At 71.7% G+C, this 20596-nt stretch carries 15 protein-coding genes, 1 pseudogene and 1 riboswitch; of the genes and pseudogenes, 8 read left to right on the top strand and 8 right to left on the bottom strand.

The window, feature by feature from the left end; all coding sequences use genetic code 11:
* Window positions 1–68: 68 nt before the first annotated feature.
* On the bottom strand, window positions 69–1010 hold the full coding sequence (locus ACIPSE_RS04630) for a M56 family metallopeptidase (RefSeq protein ID WP_401657314.1): 942 nt from the start codon (window positions 1008–1010) through the stop codon (window positions 69–71).
* A 203-nt stretch (window positions 1011–1213) separates the two neighbouring features.
* Complete coding sequence (gene fahA, locus ACIPSE_RS04625) at window positions 1214–2428, bottom strand: fumarylacetoacetase (protein ID WP_401657312.1); 1215 nt, start codon at window positions 2426–2428, stop codon at window positions 1214–1216.
* 238 nt (window positions 2429–2666) lie between these two features.
* Between fahA and ACIPSE_RS04620 the strand changes: the two genes are divergently transcribed.
* Entirely contained in the window at window positions 2667–3896 is a 1230-nt protein-coding gene (locus ACIPSE_RS04620; protein ID WP_401657310.1) for an ATP-grasp domain-containing protein, read from the top strand.
* Window positions 3897–3979: 83 nt separating this feature from the next.
* Window positions 3980–5176, top strand: a complete 1197-nt coding sequence (locus ACIPSE_RS04615) for an FAD-dependent oxidoreductase (RefSeq protein ID WP_401657308.1) — start codon at window positions 3980–3982, stop codon at window positions 5174–5176.
* 39 nt (window positions 5177–5215) lie between these two features.
* Here the strand turns inward: ACIPSE_RS04615 and ACIPSE_RS04610 are convergent, their stop codons facing one another.
* From ACIPSE_RS04610 to ACIPSE_RS04600, 3 genes are all read right to left on the bottom strand, one after another.
* Complete coding sequence (locus ACIPSE_RS04610; protein ID WP_401657306.1) at window positions 5216–6334, bottom strand: arabinogalactan endo-beta-1,4-galactanase; 1119 nt, start codon at window positions 6332–6334, stop codon at window positions 5216–5218.
* Window positions 6335–6575: 241 nt separating this feature from the next.
* On the bottom strand, window positions 6576–7724 hold the full coding sequence (locus tag ACIPSE_RS04605; protein WP_401657304.1) for an arabinogalactan endo-beta-1,4-galactanase: 1149 nt from the start codon (window positions 7722–7724) through the stop codon (window positions 6576–6578).
* 36 nt (window positions 7725–7760) lie between these two features.
* Entirely contained in the window at window positions 7761–9749 is a 1989-nt protein-coding gene (locus ACIPSE_RS04600; protein WP_401657302.1) for a beta-galactosidase, read from the bottom strand.
* Between the two features lie 241 nt (window positions 9750–9990).
* Here ACIPSE_RS04600 and ACIPSE_RS04595 point away from each other — a divergent pair, with 241 nt between their 5' ends.
* The 5 genes and pseudogenes from ACIPSE_RS04595 (at window position 9991) to ACIPSE_RS04575 (ending at window position 14909) form a co-directional block, all read left to right on the top strand.
* The gene (locus ACIPSE_RS04595; protein ID WP_401657300.1) at window positions 9991–11325 is read left to right on the top strand and encodes an ABC transporter substrate-binding protein; all 1335 of its coding nucleotides are present in this window, start codon (window positions 9991–9993) and stop codon (window positions 11323–11325) included.
* Window positions 11322–12320, top strand: a complete 999-nt coding sequence (locus tag ACIPSE_RS04590) for a carbohydrate ABC transporter permease (protein WP_401657298.1) — start codon at window positions 11322–11324, stop codon at window positions 12318–12320. Before ACIPSE_RS04595 ends, ACIPSE_RS04590 begins: the two co-directional genes overlap by 4 nt.
* Window positions 12317–13168: a carbohydrate ABC transporter permease gene (locus ACIPSE_RS04585; protein ID WP_401657296.1), complete on the top strand. Its 852-nt coding sequence runs from the start codon at window positions 12317–12319 to the stop codon at window positions 13166–13168. Before ACIPSE_RS04590 ends, ACIPSE_RS04585 begins: the two co-directional genes overlap by 4 nt.
* A 397-nt stretch (window positions 13169–13565) precedes the next feature.
* Window positions 13566–13989: pseudogene (locus ACIPSE_RS04580) on the top strand (LacI family DNA-binding transcriptional regulator); the annotation flags it as partial.
* A gap of 107 nt (window positions 13990–14096) precedes the next feature.
* Window positions 14097–14909, top strand: a complete 813-nt coding sequence (locus ACIPSE_RS04575; RefSeq protein WP_401657294.1) for an HAD family hydrolase — start codon at window positions 14097–14099, stop codon at window positions 14907–14909.
* 75 nt (window positions 14910–14984) lie between these two features.
* On the opposite strand, the gene ACIPSE_RS04570 is transcribed toward ACIPSE_RS04575, so the two are convergent.
* The 3 genes from ACIPSE_RS04570 to ACIPSE_RS04560 all read right to left on the bottom strand — a co-directional run bounded on the left by ACIPSE_RS04570 (window position 14985) and on the right by ACIPSE_RS04560 (window position 19343).
* Complete coding sequence (locus ACIPSE_RS04570) at window positions 14985–15431, bottom strand: transglycosylase SLT domain-containing protein (protein WP_401657292.1); 447 nt, start codon at window positions 15429–15431, stop codon at window positions 14985–14987.
* Window positions 15432–15436: 5 nt separating this feature from the next.
* A riboswitch (cyclic di-AMP (ydaO/yuaA leader) is annotated at window positions 15437–15605 on the bottom strand.
* A 221-nt stretch (window positions 15606–15826) separates the two neighbouring features.
* Window positions 15827–17821 carry a CocE/NonD family hydrolase gene (locus tag ACIPSE_RS04565; protein ID WP_401657290.1) on the bottom strand — a complete coding sequence of 665 codons (1995 nt, stop codon included), beginning with the start codon at window positions 17819–17821 and terminating at the stop codon, window positions 15827–15829.
* 19 nt (window positions 17822–17840) lie between these two features.
* Window positions 17841–19343, bottom strand: coding sequence for a peptide MFS transporter (locus ACIPSE_RS04560; RefSeq protein WP_401657288.1), 1503 nt, complete (start codon window positions 19341–19343; stop codon window positions 17841–17843).
* 207 nt (window positions 19344–19550) lie between these two features.
* Between ACIPSE_RS04560 and ACIPSE_RS04555 the strand changes: the two genes are divergently transcribed.
* Window positions 19551–20561: a polyprenyl synthetase family protein gene (locus ACIPSE_RS04555; RefSeq protein WP_401657286.1), complete on the top strand. Its 1011-nt coding sequence runs from the start codon at window positions 19551–19553 to the stop codon at window positions 20559–20561.
* Window positions 20562–20596: the final 35 nt, after the last annotated feature.

Below are 20596 nucleotides of genomic sequence, written 5' to 3'. Positions count from 1 at the left end.
GAGGGGGAGTGCCGCGCGGGCCCGCGCGGCAGGTGTCGAAGCCGCCGCGGGCGGTCGCGGGCGCGCGGCTACGCCAGGGCCGTCAGACCCGGCGCGAAGGTGATCAGCAGCGGCAGCAGGGGGACCAGTGTCGCCACCGTCGCCGTCAGGGCCCGGTGGCGGCGGCCCAGACGGGGCTTGGGGGCCAGCAGGCGGTCGACGCGTTCGCCCAGCAGCCGGTGGCTGGAGGCGCAGGACAGGACGCCCCGGTGCTGGTTGAGCTCGATCAGGGCGAGCGCGGTGGTCAGATGGCCGCACCGCCGGGACGCGGTGTCGTCCGCCGCCAGCTCCACCAGCCGGTGGGTCTGGTCGCAGAAGTGCGCGAACAGGGGGACACGGGGGAAGCCGGTGGCGAGCGCGGTCGACAGATGCAGGAGCCAGTCGTGGTGGGCGCGGGCGTGGTCGCGCTCATGGGTCAGGACGGCGTCCAGCTGGTGGTCGGTGAGCCGGTGCAGCGCGCCGGTCGTCACCACCAGCTGGGGCGGGCTGCCCGGCATCCACCAGGCGTCGGGGTACTCGTCCTCCAGGACCAGCAGGGGACCGCGCGCGGCCTCCTCCAGACCACCGGGCAGCTCCGGCGCGCGCTCGCGCAGATGGGCCCGCGCCCGACCGCGCCGGCGCCGGGCCTCGGCGAGTTCGCGGGCCAGCATCGCCGTCGTCCAGGCGGCTCCGCAGGCCAGCAGCAGGGTGAGGCCGGCGGCCCAGGCCGGGGTCGCGGAGAGGTCGTAGGCGGCGGTGACCGCGGGCGGCGCCGGGGCGAAGACATGGTCGCGGACCGTGTGGAAGACGGCCGCCGCGCCCAGGACCAGCGCCGTCAGACAGCACATCAGCACGGTCGCGACCAGGCACTGCCACACCCACAGCGCGACCACCGGTTCCCGTTCGGGCCAGCTCGCCCGGGTCAGCGCACGGGGCGCCGGCACGGCGGCCGTCAGGGCGACGGCGCTCAACAGGAGCAGGCAGACGGTCATGCCACGGGCTCCGGATCCTGGTCGGCGGAAGGGCGGCTACGGCGGGTCGGCGGGTGGGTGCGGGGCACCGGACGGCCGGTGGCCCACCCGCCGATCAGTATGACGGGGCCGGACGCCGCACGGCAGCCCTCGCGCCCACCCCGGCCGACGTCACACCCCGACGTCACACCCCGGCGGCCCGCCCCGCCGTCCCGGTGCGCGGATCAGCCGGCCACCCGTCCCGTGACCTCCCCCAGGCCCACCCGTACCCCGCCCGGTCCCGGGGCCCAGGCCGAGAGGGTGACCTCGTCGCCGTCCTCCAGGAACGTCCGTTTGCCGTCGGGCAGTTCCAGCGGTTCGCGACCGTTCCACGTCAGTTCCAGGAGCGAACCGCGCTGGCCGGGGCCGGGTCCGCTCACCGTGCCCGAGCCGTACAGGTCGCCGGTGCGCAACGAGGCCCCGTTGACGGTCATGTGGGCCAGCTGCTGCGCGGCCGTCCAGTACATGGTGGAGAAGGGAGGCTCGGAGACGACATGGCCGTTGACCGCGACGGAGATCCGCAGGTCGTAGCCGCCGGGCTCGACGTCCGGGGCGGAGTCGTCGAGGTAGGGCAGCAGCGCGTGGGTGCGCTCCGGCGGTGCCACCGTCGCCTCCTCCAGCGCGTCCAGCGGGGTGATCCACGCCGACACGGAGGTGGCGAAGGACTTGCCGAGGAACGGGCCGAGCGGCACGTACTCCCAGGCCTGGACGTCGCGCGCGGACCAGTCGTTGAGCAGGCACAGACCGAAGACGTGCTCGCGGAAGTCGGCGAGGGCGACGGGCGAACCCATCGCCGAGGGCGTGCCGACCACGAATCCGACCTCCGCCTCGATGTCCAGGCGGACGGACGGGCCGAAGACGGGCGCCGCGTCCGTGGGGGCCTTGCGCTGCCCCGAGGGGCGGACGACGTCCGTCCCCGACACGACCACCGTGCCCGAGCGGCCGTGGTAACCGATCGGCAGATGCTTCCAGTTGGGGGTGAGGGAGTCGGCCGCGTCCGGGCGGAAGATCCGGCCGACGTTGCGGGCGTGGTTCTCGGAGGCGTAGAAGTCGACGTAGTCGGCGACCTCGAACGGCAGATGCAGGGTCACCGACGGCAGCGGGTGCAGGAACTCGGCGACGGCCGACCGGTGCGCGGGGACCGTCACCCAGGCCGTCAGCGCGCGGCGCACGTCCGACCAGGTGGTGCGCCCGGCCGCGAGCAGCGGGTTCAGCGTGGGCCGGTTCAGCAGCGCGGCGTAGGGCGAACCCAGGGCGAGGGCCGAAGCGCCGGCGTCGAGGACGTGGTCGCCGAGACGGACGCCGACCGTGCGGTCGTCGGTGCCGGGCCGGGTGAACACCCCGTAGGGCAGGTTGTGCGGACCGAAGGGGTCGCCCTCGGGGAGATCGAAGGGGGGCATGGGTGCTGCCTCTCGCTCAATCGCTGGTGCGGGTCGCGCCACACGTTACGTCGGTCCCGCTTGGCTCGGGAGGCCCTAAAGAGTTAGCAATGTCCTGGTAAGGATCGGTTGGAGCGTCGGATTCCGGCTTAGCGTCCTTTGGGACGGCAAGGGGACGCCAGGGGACATCGGGCGGGGTGGTGCCGTTCCGCAGTCGGGACACGTGGGGGGACCCGTGGCCAGGAGCGCAGAGACAGGTGTGCCTGTTCAGGCCGACAGAGACGTGCCGGGCCTGATCGTGAAGTTCGGTGACTATCCGCTGCACCACGGCGGTGTCGGCGCCATCCGCAGTCTCGGGCGCCTCGGAGTGCCCATGTACGCCATCACCGAGGACCGCTGCACCCCGGCCGCCGTCTCCCGCTATCTGCGGAAGGCGTTCGTGTGGCCGACGACGGGCACGGAGGACCCGGGCCGGCTCGTCGAGGGACTGCTGCGGATCGGGCGGCGCATCGGACGGCCCACCGTGCTGGTGCCCACCGACGAGGAGGCGGCCGTCCTCATCGCCGAACACCAGGACGACCTCAAGGGCCGCTTCCTCGTCCCGCCCGTCGAACCGGGCCTGCCGCGCCGCCTGGCCAGCAAGCAGGGGCTGCACGAACTCTGCGGGGAACACGGCATCCCGAGCCCCACGGCGGCCTTCCCGCAGTCCTACGACGACGTCGTGGCCTTCGCGGAGAAGGCCCGCTTCCCGGTGGTGGCCAAGAACCGTGAGGCGTTCGTGCGGCGCACCCGGCCCGCCGTGAACGGCACGACCCGGGTCGCGACCCCCGAAGGGCTGCTCACGCTGGCCCGGCAGTGGGGCGAGCGGCCCGGGGTGATCCTCCAGGAGTACCTGCCGAGGGAGGACGCCGAGGACTGGATCGTGCACGCCTGCTTCGACCGCAACTCCACCCCGCTGGCGCTGTTCACCGGCGTCAAGGTCCGCTCCTGGCCGCCGCACGCGGGGATGACGGCGAACGCGTACGTCGTCGACAACCCGGAACTCGCCGATCTCGCCGCCCGGTTCATCAAGCAGATCGGCTTCACCGGCGTCATCGACCTCGATCTGCGCTTCGACCGGCGCGACGGCCGCTACAAGCTGCTCGACTTCAATCCGCGCGTGGGCGCCCAGTTCCGGCTGTTCGAGACCACCTCGGGCGTGGACGTCGTCCGCGCCCTGCATCTGGATCTGACCGGCCGGCCCGTTCCGGAGGGGGAGCAACGGGCCGGGCACCGGTACATCGTGGAGAACATCGACCTGCCCGCGCTCCTCGCCTACCGCCGCAGCGGCTACACGACGCCGCACGCGCCGCGCCGGGCGAGCGGGACCGAGCTGGCCTGGCTCGCGGGTGACGACCCGCTGCCGTTCCTCACGATGCTCGCCCGCTTCGTACGGCCGGGTGCGAAGCATCTGTACCAGCTGTGGCGGACCAGCCGCACCGCCGGGTGAAACCCACTGCCGGGTGAGCCCGATGCCGGGTGATCCCCGCCGCACCACGAAGTGACGAAGTGAACGTCCTGGGGAGGGACTTCGTGAACCGACCGGTAGCAGTCATCGGCGCCGGGCCCTTCGGCCTGTCGACCGCCGCGCATCTCAGGGCCCGCGGGCTCCCCGTCCGGGTCTTCGGCGACCCCATGGTCAGCTGGCGGGCCCATATGCCGGCCGGCATGCTCCTCAAGTCCACCCCGGCCGCCTCGTCCCTGGACGCCCCGCGGCCCGGGCACACCCTGGCCGACTACTGCGACGCGGCCGGCGTACGGCGGCTGGTGACGGACGAGGACATCATCCCGGTCGAGACGTTCGTCGCGTACGGGGAGTGGTTCCAGCAGCGGCTGGTGCCCGGCCTCGAACGGGTGCGGGTCGTCTCCGTCGACCGGCACCGTCCCGGGGGCTTCGCACTCAAGCTGGACTCCGGGGAGTCGTTCACCGCCCGCGCGGTCGTCGTCGCCACCGGTCTGTCCGGGCTCGCGCACCTCCCGCCCGAACTGGCCGCGGGCGACGGCCCCGCGCCCGGCGGACCGGTCTCGCACAGCGGCCAGCACCACGACCTGAGCCGGTTCGCGGGCCAGGAGCTGATCGTCGTCGGCGCGGGGCAGTCCGCGCTGGAGACGGCGGTGCTGGCCGCGGAGGCGGGGGCGCGCGTGCGGGTCGTCTCGCGCGGGCGGGGCCGGGTCGGCTTCGGGGCGCCGCCGTGGGAACAGCCGCGCCTGCGGCCCGAGTCGCCGTTCGGACGGGCCTGGTCGCTGTGGGCGCTCAGCTACTACCCCCACCCCTACCGCCGTCTCCCGGCGCAGCTGCGCCACCATCTGGTGCGGCGCGTCCTCGGGCCGCTCGGCGCCTGGTGGCTGCGCGACCGCTTCGAGGGCACGGTGCGGGTCAGCGAGGTCCGCCGGGTCCTCGGCACGGACATCGCCGACGGCCGCCCCGCCCTGACGGTGCTCACCCGCACCGGCGGCACCGAGCGGCTGGACGCCGACCACGTCGTCGCCGCCACCGGCTACCGCGTCGACCTCGCCGCGATGGACTTCCTCGGCCCCGGGCTGCGGACGGCCCTCGTGGTGAGCCGGGGCGCGCCCCGGCTGGGCGCCGGGTACGTGTCGTCGGTGCCGGGCCTGTACTTCACCGGGCTCCCGGCGGCGTCCTCGTACGGGCCCGTGATGCGGTTCGTGTGCGGCACCGAGTTCGCGTCACCGAGGCTGGCGCGCCATCTGGCGGCGGCACACGGCTGACCGCGACGGGCCGGCCGGGTCCCGGCCGGCCCGCTCTCGTCACCGCCGGTAGGAGCCCACCGTGGACAGCCCGGTCAGGGCCTTGCTGCTGTAGTCGAACAGGGCCTGGTTCTCCCAGGCGTTGCCGGAGGAGGCGTTCGTGGGGTCCCAGCCGTTGCCGGTGACCGCCGTCCACAGGCCCTCCCAGTAGCAGTAGCCGAGGCCTCTGTTGTTGGGCGCGGCGGCGACCGTGTCGGCGAGCGCCCGGATCCAGGCGTCCTGCCCGGCGGCGGTGGCGGGGTAGCCGGAGGTGAGCTGGCTGCTGGAGTAGACGATGTTGGAGGTGCTGTCCTTGTTCGCGAGGGTCCACGGGTAGGCCGTCTCGACGACGATCGCCGGGGTGGCGTACCGGTTGGTGACGAAGGTGAGGTTGGCGGCGAGGTCCGAGAGCGTGCCGTGCCAGTACGGGTAGAAGGACAGCCCGATGACGTCCCAGCCGACGCCGCGTGACTTCATGTTGTCGAAGAACCACTGGTACAGGCTCTGCGTACCGCCGTTGGCGAGATGCAGCACCGTCCGCACCCCGGAGGTCGTCGCGCGGGCGGCGCTGGTGCCGGACTTCAGGAACGTCGCCAGGTTGTCCAGGTGCTCCCAGTTGCCGTCGGGCCAGAGCATGCCCCCGTTCAGCTCGTTGCCGATCTGCACGAGATCGGCCGGGGTGCCCTGCGCGACGAGCGCGCCCAGCACGTCGGCGGTGTGGTTGTAGACGGCCGTCGACAACTGCGCGACGGAGTACGACGACCAGGCCGCCGGCTTGGTCTGGGTCCCCGGGTCGGCCCAGGTGTCGGAGTAGTGGAAGTCGATGATGAGCTTGATGCCGACCGCGCTGAGCCGCTTGGCCAGCGGCAGGACGCGCGCCTTGTTGTTGTAGCCGTCGGCGGGGTTGACCCACACCTTCAGCCGGGCGTGCGAGATGCCGACCGTGCCGAGCAGCGCGACCGGGTCGACCTTGGTCCCGGCGGAGTTGTAGTACACCCCGCCGTACGCCTCGGACTTGGGCAGCGAGGAGATGTCGATGCCGCGGACGGAGAGGGTGGTCGCGGCGGCGGCCGGGGTGACGGCGGCGGCGGACACCAGAGGTGCGGCAGCGGCGGCCTTGAGGATCGTGCGACGGCGCATGAGGGGTTCCTTCCGGTGCGAACGTGCGGGTTCGGGTGGAGGAGCGTGCGACGTGCCGGGGTGTGCGTCGTGCGCGAACGCGCGTCGTGCGGGAGCGCGCGTGCGTGGCGCTGGGGTGGGCGTCGTGGGGGACCGTGCGTGGTGCGGGGGTGTGCGTCCTGGGTGAATGTGCCGTGGTGCGGGGGCGTGCGTGTGCTCCCGTCGGCGGCCGGAGCGGGCCGCCGACGGGACGGGGGAGGGGCTACGAGCGGTAGCGGCCCAGCGTCCGCAGGCCCGGCAGGGCCCGGTCCTCGAAGTCGAACAGCGCGAGGTTCTCCCACGCGTTGCCCGACCCGGGGTCCTCGGGGTTCCAGCCGCTGCCGGCGCGGAAGGTCCACACGCCTTCCCAGTAGCAGTAGCCGAGCCCCTGCCCGCCCGGGACGGCCGCGGCGAGGTCGGCGACCGCGCGCAGCCAGGCCGCCTGGCCCTCGGGGGTGGCGGGGTAGCCGGGGGTGAGCTGCGAGGGGCTGTTGAGGATGTCGTTGATGTCGTCCTCGCTGCCGAGCGTGAACGGGTACGCCGTCTCGGCGATGACGACCGGCTTGCCGTAACGGGCGGTGATGTCGGCGAAGTTGGCCGCCGCGGTCTCCAGGGAGCCGTGCCAGAACGGGTAGTACGACTGGGCGATGATGTCGAAGTCGAGGCCGTACGCGACCGCGTTGTCGAACCACCAGCGGGAGGTGCCGTTGTCGCCGCCGGAGGCGATGTGGAGCATCGTGCGGACGCGGGGCGTGGTGTCGCGGGCCGCGCTCAGACCGGCCTTCAGCAGGACCGCGAGCCCCTCCCAACCGCCGCTGTCACTCCCCCAGTTCTTGCCCTCGGGCCACAGCATGCCGCCGTTGATCTCGTTGCCGACCTGCACCAGGTCGGCCGGCGTGCCCTGCCGCCGCAGCGCGCCCAGCACGTCGGCCGTGTGGTCGTACACGGCCCGCGCCAGGCCCGTGACGTCCAGACCGGACCACGCGGCCGGCTTGGTCTGGTGCGCCGGGTCGGCCCAGGTGTCGGAGTAGTGGAAGTCGATCCAGATGCCGATCCCGGCCCGTCTGAGCCGGCGGGCCAGCGGGAGGACGCGCGCCTTGTCGTTGTAGCCGTCGACCGGGTTCACCCACACCTTCAGCCGGGCGTGGGTGATCCCCGCGTGGGCCAGGAGCCGGACCGGGTCCTCGCGGCGGCCGTCGGCGGTGCGGTACACGGCGCCGTGGTCCTCGTTCTTGGGCAGCGAGGAGATGTCCATGGCGCGGATCGGGAGGCGGCGCCCGTGGGCCGAGGCCGCGGCGGCGGGCGCCGCCCCCAGGACGGGAACGGCCAGCGCGGCGGCTCCCGCGGCAGTGAGAACACTGCGTCTACGCATGTCTGTTGTCCTTTCGGATGATCCAGAAGACAGGTGTCAGCGCGGCTCGCGGAACACCTCGACGGCACCTGTCGCCACGGCGGCCTGACGGCCGTCCGGCAGGGTGACCTTCACCTCGCCGCCGGTGTGGTTGACGGCGAAGCGGTAGGTCCCCGACTCGCCCTCCCGTACGACGAGTTCGACGTCCCGGGGCAGATCGGCCGGGGTGACGCCCGCGTCGGCGAGGGCCAGGTCGACCACCGCCGCCAGCGCGTCCCCGGTCAGCCGGGTCGCCAGGTACCAGGCCGCCCCCTCGCCGAGCGCCCGCCGGGTGAGCGCGGGCCGCCCCGCGGTGCGTCCGCCCGCGAACACGGCGACCGTCTCGCAGCCGTCGCCGGGGACGACGTGCTCGGACCACAGATCGGCCTCGTACGTCTCGCCCCGCGGCGTCGTCACGGTGATCCGCTCACCCGGCAGCAGGGGGTCGAACTCCTCGACGGTCAGGCCCAGTACGTCCCGCAGCGCGCCCGGATGCGGGCCGGGGTGGACGGCGTCGTGCTCGTCGACGATGCCGGAGAAGAACGAGACGAGGAGGGTGCCGCCGCGCGAGACGTACCGCTCCAGGGCCGCGGAGAGCGACGCGGGCGCCGCGTACAACTGGGGGACGACCAGCAGCGGGTACCGGGCCGGGTCCAGGTCGCCGGCCGCGGACGGCGGGAAGAAGTCCACGGTCAGGTGCCGGTCGTACAGGGCCTCGTAGAAGGCGTCCAGCCGCTCGCGCGCGTCCAGCGCGGCACTGGGCTTCCACTCCAGGCGCTGCGCCCACCAGGACTCCCACGACCACAGCATCGCGACGTCCGCCCGGGTCCTGGTGTCCCGGAGGTCGGCCAACTCGCCGATGCGAGCGCCGAGTTCGACGACCTCACGCCACACCCGGGCACCGGTCCCGCCGTGCGGGAGCATCGCGGAGTGGAACTTCTCGGCGCCGAAGCGGGACTGGCGCCACTGGAAGAACATCGCGCCCTCGGAGCCGCGTGCCACATGGGACAGGGAGTTGCGGGCCATCTGCCCGGGTTCCTTGGCCGGGTTGTGCGGCTGCCAGTTGACGGCCGAGGTGGAGTGTTCGAGCAGGAGCCAGGGGGCGCCGCCGGCCAGCGAGCGGGTGAGGTCGGCGGCCAGGGCCAGGTTCACCTGGGTGCGGCGGCCGTCGGTGATCAGGTAGTGGTCGTTGGTGACGACGTCCACCTCCTTCGCCCAGGCCCAGTAGTCCGCCGTGTCGCACTGGCTCGGCGCGGCCATGAAGTTGGTGGTGACCGGCACGCCGGGGGAGAGGCGGTGCAGGACGTCCCGCTCGGCGCGGAAGCCGGCGCGGGCCTGGGCGTCCGCGAACCGCCGGAAGTCCAGCTGCTGGGCGGGGTTGGCGACCGTGGGGGTGGCGGCGGGGACGCCGATCTCGTCCCAGTCGCCGTACTGCTGGCCCCAGAAGGCGGTTCCCCAGGCGTGGTTGAGGGCGCCGAGGGTGCCGTAGCGGTCCATCAGCCAGTTCCGGAAGGCCCGTTCGCAGGTGGCGCAGTAGCAGCTCATCACCGGGGCGCCGTACTCGTTGTGGACGTGCCACAGCACGACGGCCGGGTGCCGTCCGTACCGCTCGCCCAGCCGGGCGGTGATCGCCTGGGCGGCTGCCCGGTAGTGCGGGTCGGAGTGGCAGATCGCCCCGCGTGAACCGAACGCCAGCCGCACCCCCTCGCGGGTCACCGGGAGCGCCTCGGGGTGCGCGCGGTAGAACCAGGCGGGCGGGACGACGGTCGGGGTCGCGAGGGCCACGCCGATCCCGGCCCCGTGGAGCAGACCGAGGACGCGGTCGAGCCAGCCGAAGTCGTACTCCCCCGGCCGGGGTTCGGTCCTGGCCCAGGCGAAGACGCCGAGCGAGACCAGTGTGACACCGGCCTCCCGCATCAGCCGTACGTCCTCCTCCCACACCTCTTCCGGCCACTGCTCGGGGTTGTAGTCACCTCCGAAAGCGAGTGGCTGACCGTCGTACGGCATGGGTGTACTCCCCGGGGGATCGACAAGGAGACGCCCTGATTCTGTGATCGTGCACATTCGAGAGGGCGTCGGACATCCGCGAGCAACAAGTAGGTAACCCGACGTCCCCTCCATTGACAAGGGGTTGAAACGCTTCTCTACTGTGCACGATCACAGAGCCGACCGGCGTTCGGGCACAGCCCTTCGGCCCTTGCGAGACGTACCGCCGTAATGGGCTCGTTCTCAGTCAGGGGAGAAGAACATGTCGATGCACAGCCCCCGGATCAGCAGGCGCACCATGCTCGCCGGGGCCGCGGCCCTCGGCCTCACCGGAACCCTCGCCGCGTGCGGCGGCTCCGACGACTCCGCCCAGGACGACGACTCCGACGCGCCCGTCAAGCTGACCTACTGGTCCTGGGCGCCCAACATGGAGAAGGTCGCCGCGATCTGGAACAAGAAGAACCCGAAGATCACCGTCACCGTCTCCAAGCAGGCAGGCGGCGGCGAGATCGTCGCCAAGCTGATCACCGCGAAGAAGGCGGGCAACGCCCCCGACCTCATCCAGGCCGAGTACCAGTCGCTGCCGACCCTGGTCTCCAACGACGTGCTCGCCGACATCGCGACATACGCGGGCGACGCCAAGTCCGAGTTCGCCGAGGGCCTTTGGGGCATGGTCACGCTCGGCACCGACGCGGTCTACGCGATCCCCCAGGACTCCGGGCCGCTCATGTTCTACTACCGCGAGGACCTCTTCAAGCAGCACGGGCTCAAAGTCCCCGCCACCTGGACGGAGTTCGCCGAGACCGCACGCGCCGCCCGCAAGGCCCTGCCGAAGTCGTACCTGACGACGTTCTCCGCCAACGACCCCGGTCTGTTCGCCGGGCTGGCCCAGCAGGCCGGCGCCAAGTGGTGGACCGTGGACGGCTCCGGCCAGTGGACGGTCGCCATCGACGACACCGCGACCCGGCAGGTCACCGAGTTCTGGGGCGGCCTCGTCCAGGAGGGTGTCATCGACAACCAGCCCATGTACACGCCCGCCTGGAACAACGCCCTCAACAAAGGCACCCACATCGGCTGGGTCTCCGCCGTGTGGGCGCCCGGCGTGCTGGTCTCCGCCGCGCCCGACACCCAGGGCAAGTGGCGCATGGCCCCGCTGCCCCAGTGGACGGCCGGCGACAACGTCACCGGCAGCTGGGGCGGTTCCTCCACGGCCGTCTCCACCGACTCCGAACACCCCGAGGCCGCCGCGAAGTTCGCGCACTGGATCAACACCGACCCCGAGGCGCTCGCCGCCCTCGTCAAGGAGGTCGCGATCTACCCGGCGGCCACCAAGGGCCAGTCAGGATCGGTCCTCACCACGCCCGAGTTCTTCCCCAACCAGCCCGACTTCTACGACACGGCCGCCGAGATCGCCGCCACCACGGCCGCCTCCGCCTGGGGGCCGAACGTCACGATCGCCTACACCACCTTCAACGACGCTTTCGGCAAGGCCGCCAAGGCGAAGAAGGAGACCCAGTTCCTGACCGCCCTGGCCGGCATGCAGACGTCGACCGTCGACGACATGAAGAAGCAGGGCTTCAAGGTGGCCGGGGCATGACCAGCGCCGCCCCCCTCAAGGGCTCCGGCCGCACCCCGGCCGGGTCCTTGGCGGACGGCGCCGGCACCGGTGATCGCACCCGTCCCCGCCGCGTCCGGCGCCCCGGCCGCAGTGCCCCGTACTGGTTCCTGGCGCCGACCCTGCTGCTCTTCGCCGCCTTCACCGTCGTCCCCATCGGCTACGCGATCTGGCTGAGCCTGCACAAGGTCCAGGTCAAGGGCATGGGTCTCGGCTCGGGCGCCCGCGAGGAGGTGTGGAACGGCCTCGCCAACTACACCGCCGTCCTCCAGGACTCCGCGTTCGGCCACAGCGTGCTGCGCGCCTTCGGATACGGCCTCGTCGTCATCCCGACCATGCTCGGACTCGCCCTCGTCTTCGCGCTGATGCTGGACACTCCGAAGGCTCGCAGCGCGCCCTTCGCCCGCCTGACGATCTTCCTGCCGTACGCCGTCCCCGGCATCATCGCCGCCCTGATGTGGGGCTTCCTGTACCTCCCCGACGTCAGCCCCTTCTACTTCCTGCTGCGCGAACTCGGCCTGCCCCAGCCGGACCTGTTCGCCGACGGCAACCTCTACCTCTCCTTCGCCAACATCGCCGTGTGGGGCGGCACCGGCTTCAACATGATCGTCATCTACACCGCGCTCAGGGCGATCCCGCAGGAGATCTACGAGGCCGCGCGCATCGACGGCGCCTCCGACCTCAAGATCGCCCTCCGCCTCAAGATCCCGATCGTGATGCCCTCCCTGGTCCTCACCTTCTTCTTCTCGGTGATCGCCACCCTCCAGGTCTTCACCGAGCCCATGGCGCTGCGCCCGCTCACCAACGGACTGCCCACCGACTGGAGCCCGTTGATGGCCATCTACGACAGCGCCTTCCGCCAGTCCGACATCTACGGCGCCTCCGCCACCGCGGTCGTGCTCGCCCTCGCCACCTTCGTCGTCTCCTTCGCGCTGCTGCGCGTCACCGACCGTCACACCAGGGAGGAGCAGCGATGACCACCCCCGTGGCGCACGTCCGGCGCACCGCCTGGGTCCCCACCCTCGTGCTGATCCTGGGCGCCCTGTACTGCCTGGTCCCGATCGCCTGGGTGGTCGTCGCGGCCACCAAGAACCGTGCCGAGCTGTTCTCCACCTTCACCTTCGCTCCGGGCACCGGATTCCTCGACAACATCAGTGAGTTGACGACCTACCGCGACGGCATCTACTGGCGCTGGATGCTCAACTCCGCCTTCTACGCGGGCCTGGGCGCCCTGCTGTCCGCCGCGGTCTCGGCCGCCGGGGGCTACGCGCTGGGCCGGTTCGCGTTCCGCGGCCGGGAGGCGGTCTTCAAGCTGATCCTGGCCGGCGTCCTGGTGCCGGGCATCGTCCTCGCCGTACCGCAGTACCTGCTCCTGTCCGAGCTGGGCCTCGCCGACTCGTACTGGTCGATGCTGCTGCCGTCGGTCCTCTCCCCGTACGGCGTCTACCTGGTCCGCATCTACGCCGCCGCGTCGGTGCCCGCGGAGCTGATGGAAGCGGCCCGGATGGACGGGGCGAGCGAGTGGCGGATCTTCGCGCGGATCGCCGTACCGATGATGATCCCGGGCCTGATCACGGTCTTCCTGTTCCAGTTCGTCGGCATCTGGAACAACTTCCTGCTGCCCTACGTCATGCTCGCCGACGACGAGAAGTTCCCGATCACCCTCGGCCTCTACACCCTGCTCGCCCAGGGCGCCTCGCAGCCCGCGCTCTACACCCTCGTCATCACCGGCTGCCTGCTCGCGATCCTGCCCCTGATCGCCCTCTTCCTGATCATCCAGCGCTTCTGGTCCCTGGACCTCCTGAGCGGCGCGATCAAGTCGTGACCCCCCGGTCGAACGGCCGCGCCGGGACCTGTCCGGCCGGCTGAGGCGCTTGGGGCGACGGAGTGTGCGGTCCCGGGTGAGCGGGGGTCGATGGGACGGATGCGAGGCGGAGGAGGAGTGGTTGATCGGCCGCTGCCGCGGCGGGTGAAGCGTCTCCCGGCGTGAGGCTGGGGGAGGTTGGCGCGTGACGGCGCCGCTGGGACCCCTTGGCTCCGGGCCGGTTGGGGAGAGAACGCGGCATGGTCCGCCGGACAGGCCCTGACGTAACCGTAGTTGCCTCACCGGAGCGGTCGGCTTCCTGGCGGACGAACCGCAGGAGAAGCCGTTCGCGACCCCTGACCCCGCTGTCCTGTCACGCGGTTGCGCCCAGCGCCTGGCTCGGACCGTGCCTTCTCCGCTCGCCCTGAGCCGCAGACGGATCGGGACGGTCAGTGGGCCGCCCGATCTGCCCGGTGGGGCTGCCGGGTTGGCCGGGTACCGGGAGGTGCTCCGGGACGGAGCGGGAGGCACCCTTCTTCATCCGGCTGCCGCCGGCGCGCGCGCCCGGGCTGGACGCTGTGTTCGCCGGGTCCGATCTGATGGCGCAGGGTGTCGTCAACGCCCTCCGGGCGGAGGGGTGTTCGGTGCCCGGGGACATCGCGGTGGGCGGCTTCGACGACTCGCCGGCCGCTCTCGCCGTCACCCCGGCCCTCACCACCGTCCGGCAGCCCTTCGAACGCATCAGCGCCGAGATGGTCCGGATGCTCCTCGCCCGGATCGCCGGGGAGGACACCGCGGGGGTGCTGCTGCCTACGGAGCTGGTGGTGCGGGGCTCGACCTGAGGGGTGGGGCGCGCGAACGGAACCGGAGCAGCGGTCAACGGATGTGAATGCTGCGCCCGTCCGGTTCGAGTCGAGTCGCGGGGGCGTCCGGTCCGTATTCTCTGATCATGGCCGCTCCCACCGCATATTCCTTGATCGCCACCGACCTCGACGGCACCCTGCTGCGGGACGACGACACGCTCTCCGACCGGTCGCTCGCCGCGCTCGCGCAGGTCGCCGCGGCCGGTGCCCGGCATCTGGTGGTGACTGGCCGGCCGGCGCCCAGAGTGCGTCCGCTCCTCGACGACCTCGGCAGCAGGGGGCTCGCGGTGTGCGGACAGGGCGCGCAGGTGTACGACGCCGGCGCGGACCGTCTGCTGTGGTCGGTCACCCTGGACCGGGAGTTGGCCGAGACGGCGCTCGGCAAGATCGAGGCGGAGGTCGGCCAGGTCTACGCGGCCGTCGACCAGGACGGCGTCGACGGCCTCACCCTCATCGAGCCCGGCTATCTGATGCCGCACCCGACCCTGCCCGCCCTGCGGGTGGGCCGCCGCGACGATCTGTGGTGCGAGCCGATCAGCAAGGTGCTGCTGCGCCATCCCACCCTGTCCGACGACGAGTTGGCGGCCACGGCCCGCTCGGTGATCGGTTCCCTGGCCACCGTGACGATGTCGGGCCCCGGCACCGTCGAACTCCAGCCATGCGGGATCACCAAGGCGACGGGCCTGGCCCTGGCCGCGGAGCATCTCGGGCTCGGCCCCGAAGCCACCCTCGCTTTCGGGGACATGCCCAACGACATCCCCATGTTCGACTGGGCCGCCCACGGCGTCGCCATGGCCAACGCCCACCCCGAACTCAAGGCCGTGGCCGACGAGGTGACCCTGTCCAACGAGGACGACGGCATCGCCGTCGTCCTCGAAAGACTCTTCGGGACCTGGTGAACGGACCGTGCTGAACGGGCCCTGCTGAACGGACCCGCGTGAGAAGCCCGGTGGCGACAGCCCAGTGGAGACGGCCTAGTAGGCGCCGTACACGTTGTCGATCGAGCCGTACACCGCGGCGGCGTACTTGCAGGCCGCGGTGATGTTCGCGACCGGGTCGTACGGGTCGTAGGAGGTGCCCGCCACGTGGTACGCGTTGAAGGTCGGGTCGATCACCTGGAGCAGGCCCTTGGACGGGGTGCCGGCCGCGGCGTTGGAGTCCCAGTTGTTGATCGCGTACCGGTTGCCCGAGGACTCGCGGATGACGTTGCGGTAGATGCCGTTGTACGTCCCCGGGATCCCGTTCTGCGACATGACCTGGAGCGAGGCGCGGATCCAGCCGTCCAGGGTGTCGGAGTAGCCGAGCGAGGTGGCGGTGACCGTGGTCGTGGTGGCCGCGGACGCCGTGGTCGCGCCGACGACGGGGAAGGCGAGTGCGGCGACGGCGACACCGGTGACGGCGAGCTTGCGGGACAGACGCATGACGAAGTTCCTCTCCGGCGCCTGCGAGGTGAGCTGTCGGGTTCGGGCGGGAGCTGCCCGGTCACACCCGTGAAGGCATGACTGCACCCCGAGCCGTACCGGTCCGTCCGAAGACGCGACCGGTACGGCGACTTACCTGGGTCCCCCGCTCCTGCCGTGAAGTCTTCTCTAGGTGAGCGGTCTCCGGGTGGCGGCAGGATTAGGCGTCCACCCGGGGCGGGAACGTATGCGAATGCACATGTCCGAAACAAGTACCGGATTCACAGATCGCACCTGTTGACCTTGGTGCACGGTTTGCGAAGCCCGGAATTCCGGGCTTCGCGGGTGTGGCGGCGTGAGGCAACTCACCGTCGAGCACAAGAGCGGCAAAACGGTCAATGCCGCTCAACTGGCAGTTATCCGGCGGTCCGTGGAATGCGCCTCTCCCAGGTCCGGTGGAAGACCACCTCGCCGCCCTCCGTGCAGATCACCTCGTTGGACGTGCGGAACTCGGCCGCCTCACAGGTGATCTCCGAACGGGTCCGCACGGTCGTGTCCCAGGCCAGGTCCGGACGGTGCAGCCGGATCGTCCAGTCCGAGCGGGTCCGCGCCGACAGCGGGTCCGTCTCGTCGACCGTGTAGACCTCCAGCGCGTCCTCCGTGAACTCCAGCCCGTCCGGGTACACGCGCGTGCCGCCGTACCGCGGGTCGACCTCCAGACGCCACTCTCCCCGGGCCACATCGCGTACGACGAGCCGCTCCGGGCGCGGTTCCTCCAGCGTGGCCGGGTAGTGCACGCCGAGCGGCTCGGCCTGCTCGGGCTCGCCGAAGACGATCTCCGGGTCCGCCTCGCGCGCACGGACCGGCAGGTCGAGGAAGCTGCCCGCCGGGTCCAGCGCGAAGCCCGCCGCCGAGCCGGGCTGGGGCCAGATCCACGGCCAGTACGCGGAGGAGACGGCGAGCCGGATGCGGTGGCCGGGCGGGAAGACGTGCCCGATGCCGTTCAGCTCGAAGGTCACCTCCTCGGTGGCCCCCGGCTCCCAGAGCACCGCGCGGTCCCGTCCGTGGCGCGCCGACAGGTTCAGCACCCCGCGCGTGACCAGCGTCGAGGAGCCGTCCGGCGCCACGTCGCACAGCCGGGCGACGATCTGCCCGCGCTCCGACTCCGACGTCACCCGCAGCCGGACCCGGGGCCGTCCCAGCACCCAGGTCTCCTCGCCCACCGCGAACTCGAAGCAGGCCGAGCGGGCGTCCTCCTCGCGCTGGTCCGGCGGCAGGTCGGCGTCGTTCCCGAACGGGAAGAACCGCCCGGCGTCGACCCCCGTGTGCTGCGGCGAGCGGACGAGCACGGGGGCGCCCTGGAGGCCGTACGTGACGGTCGTGACGTGCGGGGAGGGCCAGGACGGCTCACCGACCCAGCGGCCCGGCAGGGTGTCGTACACGGTCGCGGGCGGATGCGAGTCGCTGACGTAGGCCCGCAGCAGCGGCTCGCGCATCACACCGGTGTCGGCGCCCTTGAGGTGCTGGTCCCACCAGCGCAGCGTCTCCTGGAGGAAGCCGATCGCGGGGCCGGGCGGCAGACCCCGGTCCGGGTACTGGTGCGACCAGGGGCCGATCAGCCCGCGCACCCGGTCCTCGGGCAGGTGCTCGACGAGGCGCAGCACCGTGTCGCGGTACGGGTCGTGCCAGCCGCCCACCGCCAGCACCGCCGCCCGGATCGCGCCGTAGTCCTCGCAGACGCTGCCGTGCCGCCAGTACGCGTCCCGGGTCTGGTGGCCGAGCCAGGTGTGGATGAACGGGTCGACCGCCTCCAGGCGCTTCAGCCACATGTCCCGCCAGGCCTCGCCCGCGTAGCGCGGGTCGGGCGGGCGGGAGACGAACGCGAGCATCGTGGCCGCCCACGCGTGCATGTCCACCGCGAGGACGGAACCGCCCATGTAGTGCACGTCGTTGTCGTAGCGGTCGTCGGTGGAGCAGACCGTGACGACGGCCTTCAGCGGCTCGGGCGCGAGCGCCGCGATCTGGAGGGAGTTGAAGCCGCCCCAGGAGATGCCGAACATGCCGACCTTGCCGTCGCACCAGGGCTGCTCCGCGAGCCAGTTCACCACCTCGACGCCGTCGGCCAGCTCGGTCGCCGAGTACTCGTCGCCCGGCATGCCCTCGCTGTTGCCGTGCCCGCGGACGTCCACGCGCACGGACGCGTAGCCGTGGCCCGCGTACCAGGGGTGGCGCTGGACGTCGCGGGGCGCCGTCCAGTCGGTGAGGCGGTACGGCAGGTATTCGAGCAGAGCGGGTACCCGTTCGTCGGTGAGCGGGCGCCACACGCGCGCGTAGAGGAGCGTTCCGTCCGAGAGCGGGATGCGCAGGTCCTCGTGGGTCGTCTCGTGGGGGAAGGAAGCGGGGAGGTGCATGAGGGGGATCCCGGGAGGTTCAGTGGACGGGGTGCATCGTGCGCCGCAGCCACGGTGCCGCGGCCATCACCGCGAGGCCCGCGGCCACCGCGATCGCGCCGTTGACGCCGAAGTAGGCCGGCTTGGAGACGTCGTCGTAGAGCTTCACCGTCTGGGCCTGGATGCCGTTGGCGAGCGCCAGGGACAGGAACCACAGCGACATGGTCTGGCTGGAGAAGGCGGCCGGGGCGAGCTTGGTGGTGGCCGACATGCCGGAGGTCTCCAGCAGCACGTCACCGAGGCCGAGCAGCAGGTAGGAGCCGACGATCCACCAGGCCGACATCAGGTAGTCGTCCCCGGAGTGACCGCTGGTCGGCACCACCATCAGCAGGAACGACAGACCGCCGAGCACGACCCCGATCGCGATCTTGTTGGAGGCGTGCGGCTGGCCGCGCCCCATGCGCACCCACAGTCCGGCGACCACGGGCGCGAGCGCGACCTCGAAGGCGCCGAGCGCGGAGGCGTACCAGCTCGCGGGGAAGTCGAAGCCGAGGATCGTCGTCTCGGCGTTCGTCGAGGCCAGCAGCATCATCGTGCTGTAGGCCTGGAAGAGGATGAAGTTGAACACGGTCGAGGCGAGGAACAGCACGATGTACGGCTTCAGGCGCCCGCGTTCCCCGGCGGTCACCCGGGGGCTCATGAACATCACCGTGAAGTAGACGACCGGGGCGATCACCGAGACGAGCGTGAGCAGGTCGACGAAGCGGTCCATGGTGAGCCAGCCGGCGCCCGCGAGGAGCGCGGCGAGCGCCGCCACGACGGCCGTGCCCGCGACGATCAGCCGCACCGCGCGGCGCATCGCGGCGGGGGCGAGCGCGTACTCCGCGGAGTGCCTGCGCCCGGCCAGGTGACGGCGGCCCGCCACGTACTGGATCAGACCGAAGGTCATGCCGATCGCGGCGGCCGAGAAGCCCCAGTGCCAGCCCTGGTGGTCGCCGAGCCAGCCGGTGATCAGCGGGCCGGCGAAGGCGCCGATGTTGATCGCCATGTAGTACAGCGCGAAACCGGCGTCCCGGCGCTCGTCGTCGGTGCGGTACAGCTTGCCGACCATGGTGGCCACGTTGGGCTTGAGCAGCCCGGTGCCGCCGCTGATCAGCCCGAGGCCCACCCAGGTCATCGTGGGGGTGGGCACGGCCATGGCGTAGTGTCCGCAGGCGATCAGGATGCCGCCCCACAGCACCGCGCGGAACGAGCCGAGCATCCGGTCGGCGAGCCATCCGCCGGCGACGGAGACGAGGTAGACGAGGGTGCCGTAGGCCGCGGAGACGGACGCCGCGGTACCGGACGACATGCCCATGCCGCCGTGGGCGACGGTGTCGGCGAAGTACAGGACGAGGATGGCCTGCATGCCGAGGAAGGAGAAGCGCTCCCAGACCTCCAGTCCGGAGAGTGTGAGCAGGCCTTTGGGCTGGCCGAAGAAGGCGGTGTCGTCCTCGGGCGGCGGCTGGCTTTCGGGGTCGGTATCGACATCGGTTCGGGACACGCTCTACTACTTCCGCTTAAGTCGATAAATATCCGCTCTTTTCAGGTGATCAAAAACATACCGGTCGTGATCCGATACCGCCCGTGGTGCAGGGGTGGGCGGCAGCGGTGATCGAAAGGTGACCGGATACGCTGACGTGAGTGATGGCAGCGACCTATCGACAATCCGGGTAATCGCCAGTAGACACCAGCAGACAGGAGACCCCTCGTGACCGTCGTCGGGCCGTTCGGGCTGAGCGTGCGGGACCAGGCTCTGGAAGCCGATGTCCAGGCCGGATTGACGGCTGTCGAGGAGGGACTGCTCGAAGCCACCAAGAGCGAGGTCCCGTTCATCACGGAGGCCGCGCAGCACCTGGTACGCGCGGGTGGCAAGCGCTTCAGGCCGCTCCTCGTGATGCTCGCCGCCCGGTTCGGCGACCCCTACGCGCCCGGGATCGTGCCGTCGGCCGTGGTCGTGGAGCTGACCCACCTCGCGACGCTGTACCACGACGACGTGATGGACGAGGCCACGGTGCGCCGCGGCGTCGACAGCGCCAACACCCGCTGGGGCAACTCCGTCGCCGTCCTCACGGGTGATTTCCTGTTCGCCCGCGCCTCCCACATCCTCGCCGACCTCGGCCCCGAGGCGGTCCGGGTCCAGGCCGAGGCGTTCGAACGCCTGGTCACCGGCCAGATCCTGGAGACCGCGGGCCCCATGGACGGCCGTGACCCGGTCGAGCACTACCTGGACGTCCTCGGCGGCAAGACCGGCTCGCTGATCGCCGTCTCCTGCCGCTTCGGCGCGATGATGTCCGGCGCCGACGAGACGGTCGTGGACGTCCTCACCCAGTACGGCGAGCGGCTCGGCGTCGCCTTCCAGCTCGCCGACGACGTCCTCGACATCGCCTCCGACTCGCACGAGTCCGGCAAGACGCCCGGCACCGACCTGCGCGAGGGCATCCCGACGATGCCGGTGCTGCGGCTGCGCGAGCGGGCGGAGCGGCTCGGGCTCGCCGAGGACCTCGCCCTGTGCGAGCTGCTCGACTCCGACCTGAGCGACGACGACCTCCACGCCCGCGCGCTCGCCGGGCTGCGGGCGCACCCCGCGCTCGAACAGGCCCGCCGCGACACCGTCCGCTACGCCGAGGAGGCGCGGGCCGCGCTGGCCCCGCTGCCCGAGTGCGACGCGAAGGCGGCGCTGGTGGAGCTGTGCGACGCGGTGGTCCACCGCGCGGGCTGACGCCCCGCCCGGGTGCGCACCGGGGGAGACCGCCG

Source organism: Streptomyces sp. NPDC090106 (assembly GCF_044747265.1).
Classification (GTDB): domain Bacteria; phylum Actinomycetota; class Actinomycetes; order Streptomycetales; family Streptomycetaceae; genus Streptomyces.
Note: the sequence above shows the minus strand (reverse complement) of the source record. Positions and strands in the feature narration are given on the sequence as shown.

Excerpts from the sequence above, each read along its gene's own strand:
- ACIPSE_RS04630 (WP_401657314.1), bottom strand. The coding sequence starts at position 1,010 with ATGACCGTCTGCCTGCTCCTGTTGAGCGCCGTCGCCCTGACGGCCGCC.
- fahA (WP_401657312.1), bottom strand. The coding sequence starts at position 2,428 with ATGCCCCCCTTCGATCTCCCCGAGGGCGACCCCTTCGGTCCGCACAAC.
- ACIPSE_RS04610 (WP_401657306.1), bottom strand. The coding sequence starts at position 6,334 with ATGCGCCGTCGCACGATCCTCAAGGCCGCCGCTGCCGCACCTCTGGTG.
- ACIPSE_RS04605 (WP_401657304.1), bottom strand. The coding sequence starts at position 7,724 with ATGCGTAGACGCAGTGTTCTCACTGCCGCGGGAGCCGCCGCGCTGGCC.
- ACIPSE_RS04600 (WP_401657302.1), bottom strand. The coding sequence starts at position 9,749 with ATGCCGTACGACGGTCAGCCACTCGCTTTCGGAGGTGACTACAACCCC.
- ACIPSE_RS04595 (WP_401657300.1), top strand. The coding sequence starts at position 9,991 with ATGTCGATGCACAGCCCCCGGATCAGCAGGCGCACCATGCTCGCCGGG.
- ACIPSE_RS04590 (WP_401657298.1), top strand. The coding sequence starts at position 11,322 with ATGACCAGCGCCGCCCCCCTCAAGGGCTCCGGCCGCACCCCGGCCGGG.
- ACIPSE_RS04585 (WP_401657296.1), top strand. The coding sequence starts at position 12,317 with ATGACCACCCCCGTGGCGCACGTCCGGCGCACCGCCTGGGTCCCCACC.
- ACIPSE_RS04575 (WP_401657294.1), top strand. The coding sequence starts at position 14,097 with ATGGCCGCTCCCACCGCATATTCCTTGATCGCCACCGACCTCGACGGC.
- ACIPSE_RS04570 (WP_401657292.1), bottom strand. The coding sequence starts at position 15,431 with ATGCGTCTGTCCCGCAAGCTCGCCGTCACCGGTGTCGCCGTCGCCGCA.
- ACIPSE_RS04565 (WP_401657290.1), bottom strand. The coding sequence starts at position 17,821 with ATGCACCTCCCCGCTTCCTTCCCCCACGAGACGACCCACGAGGACCTG.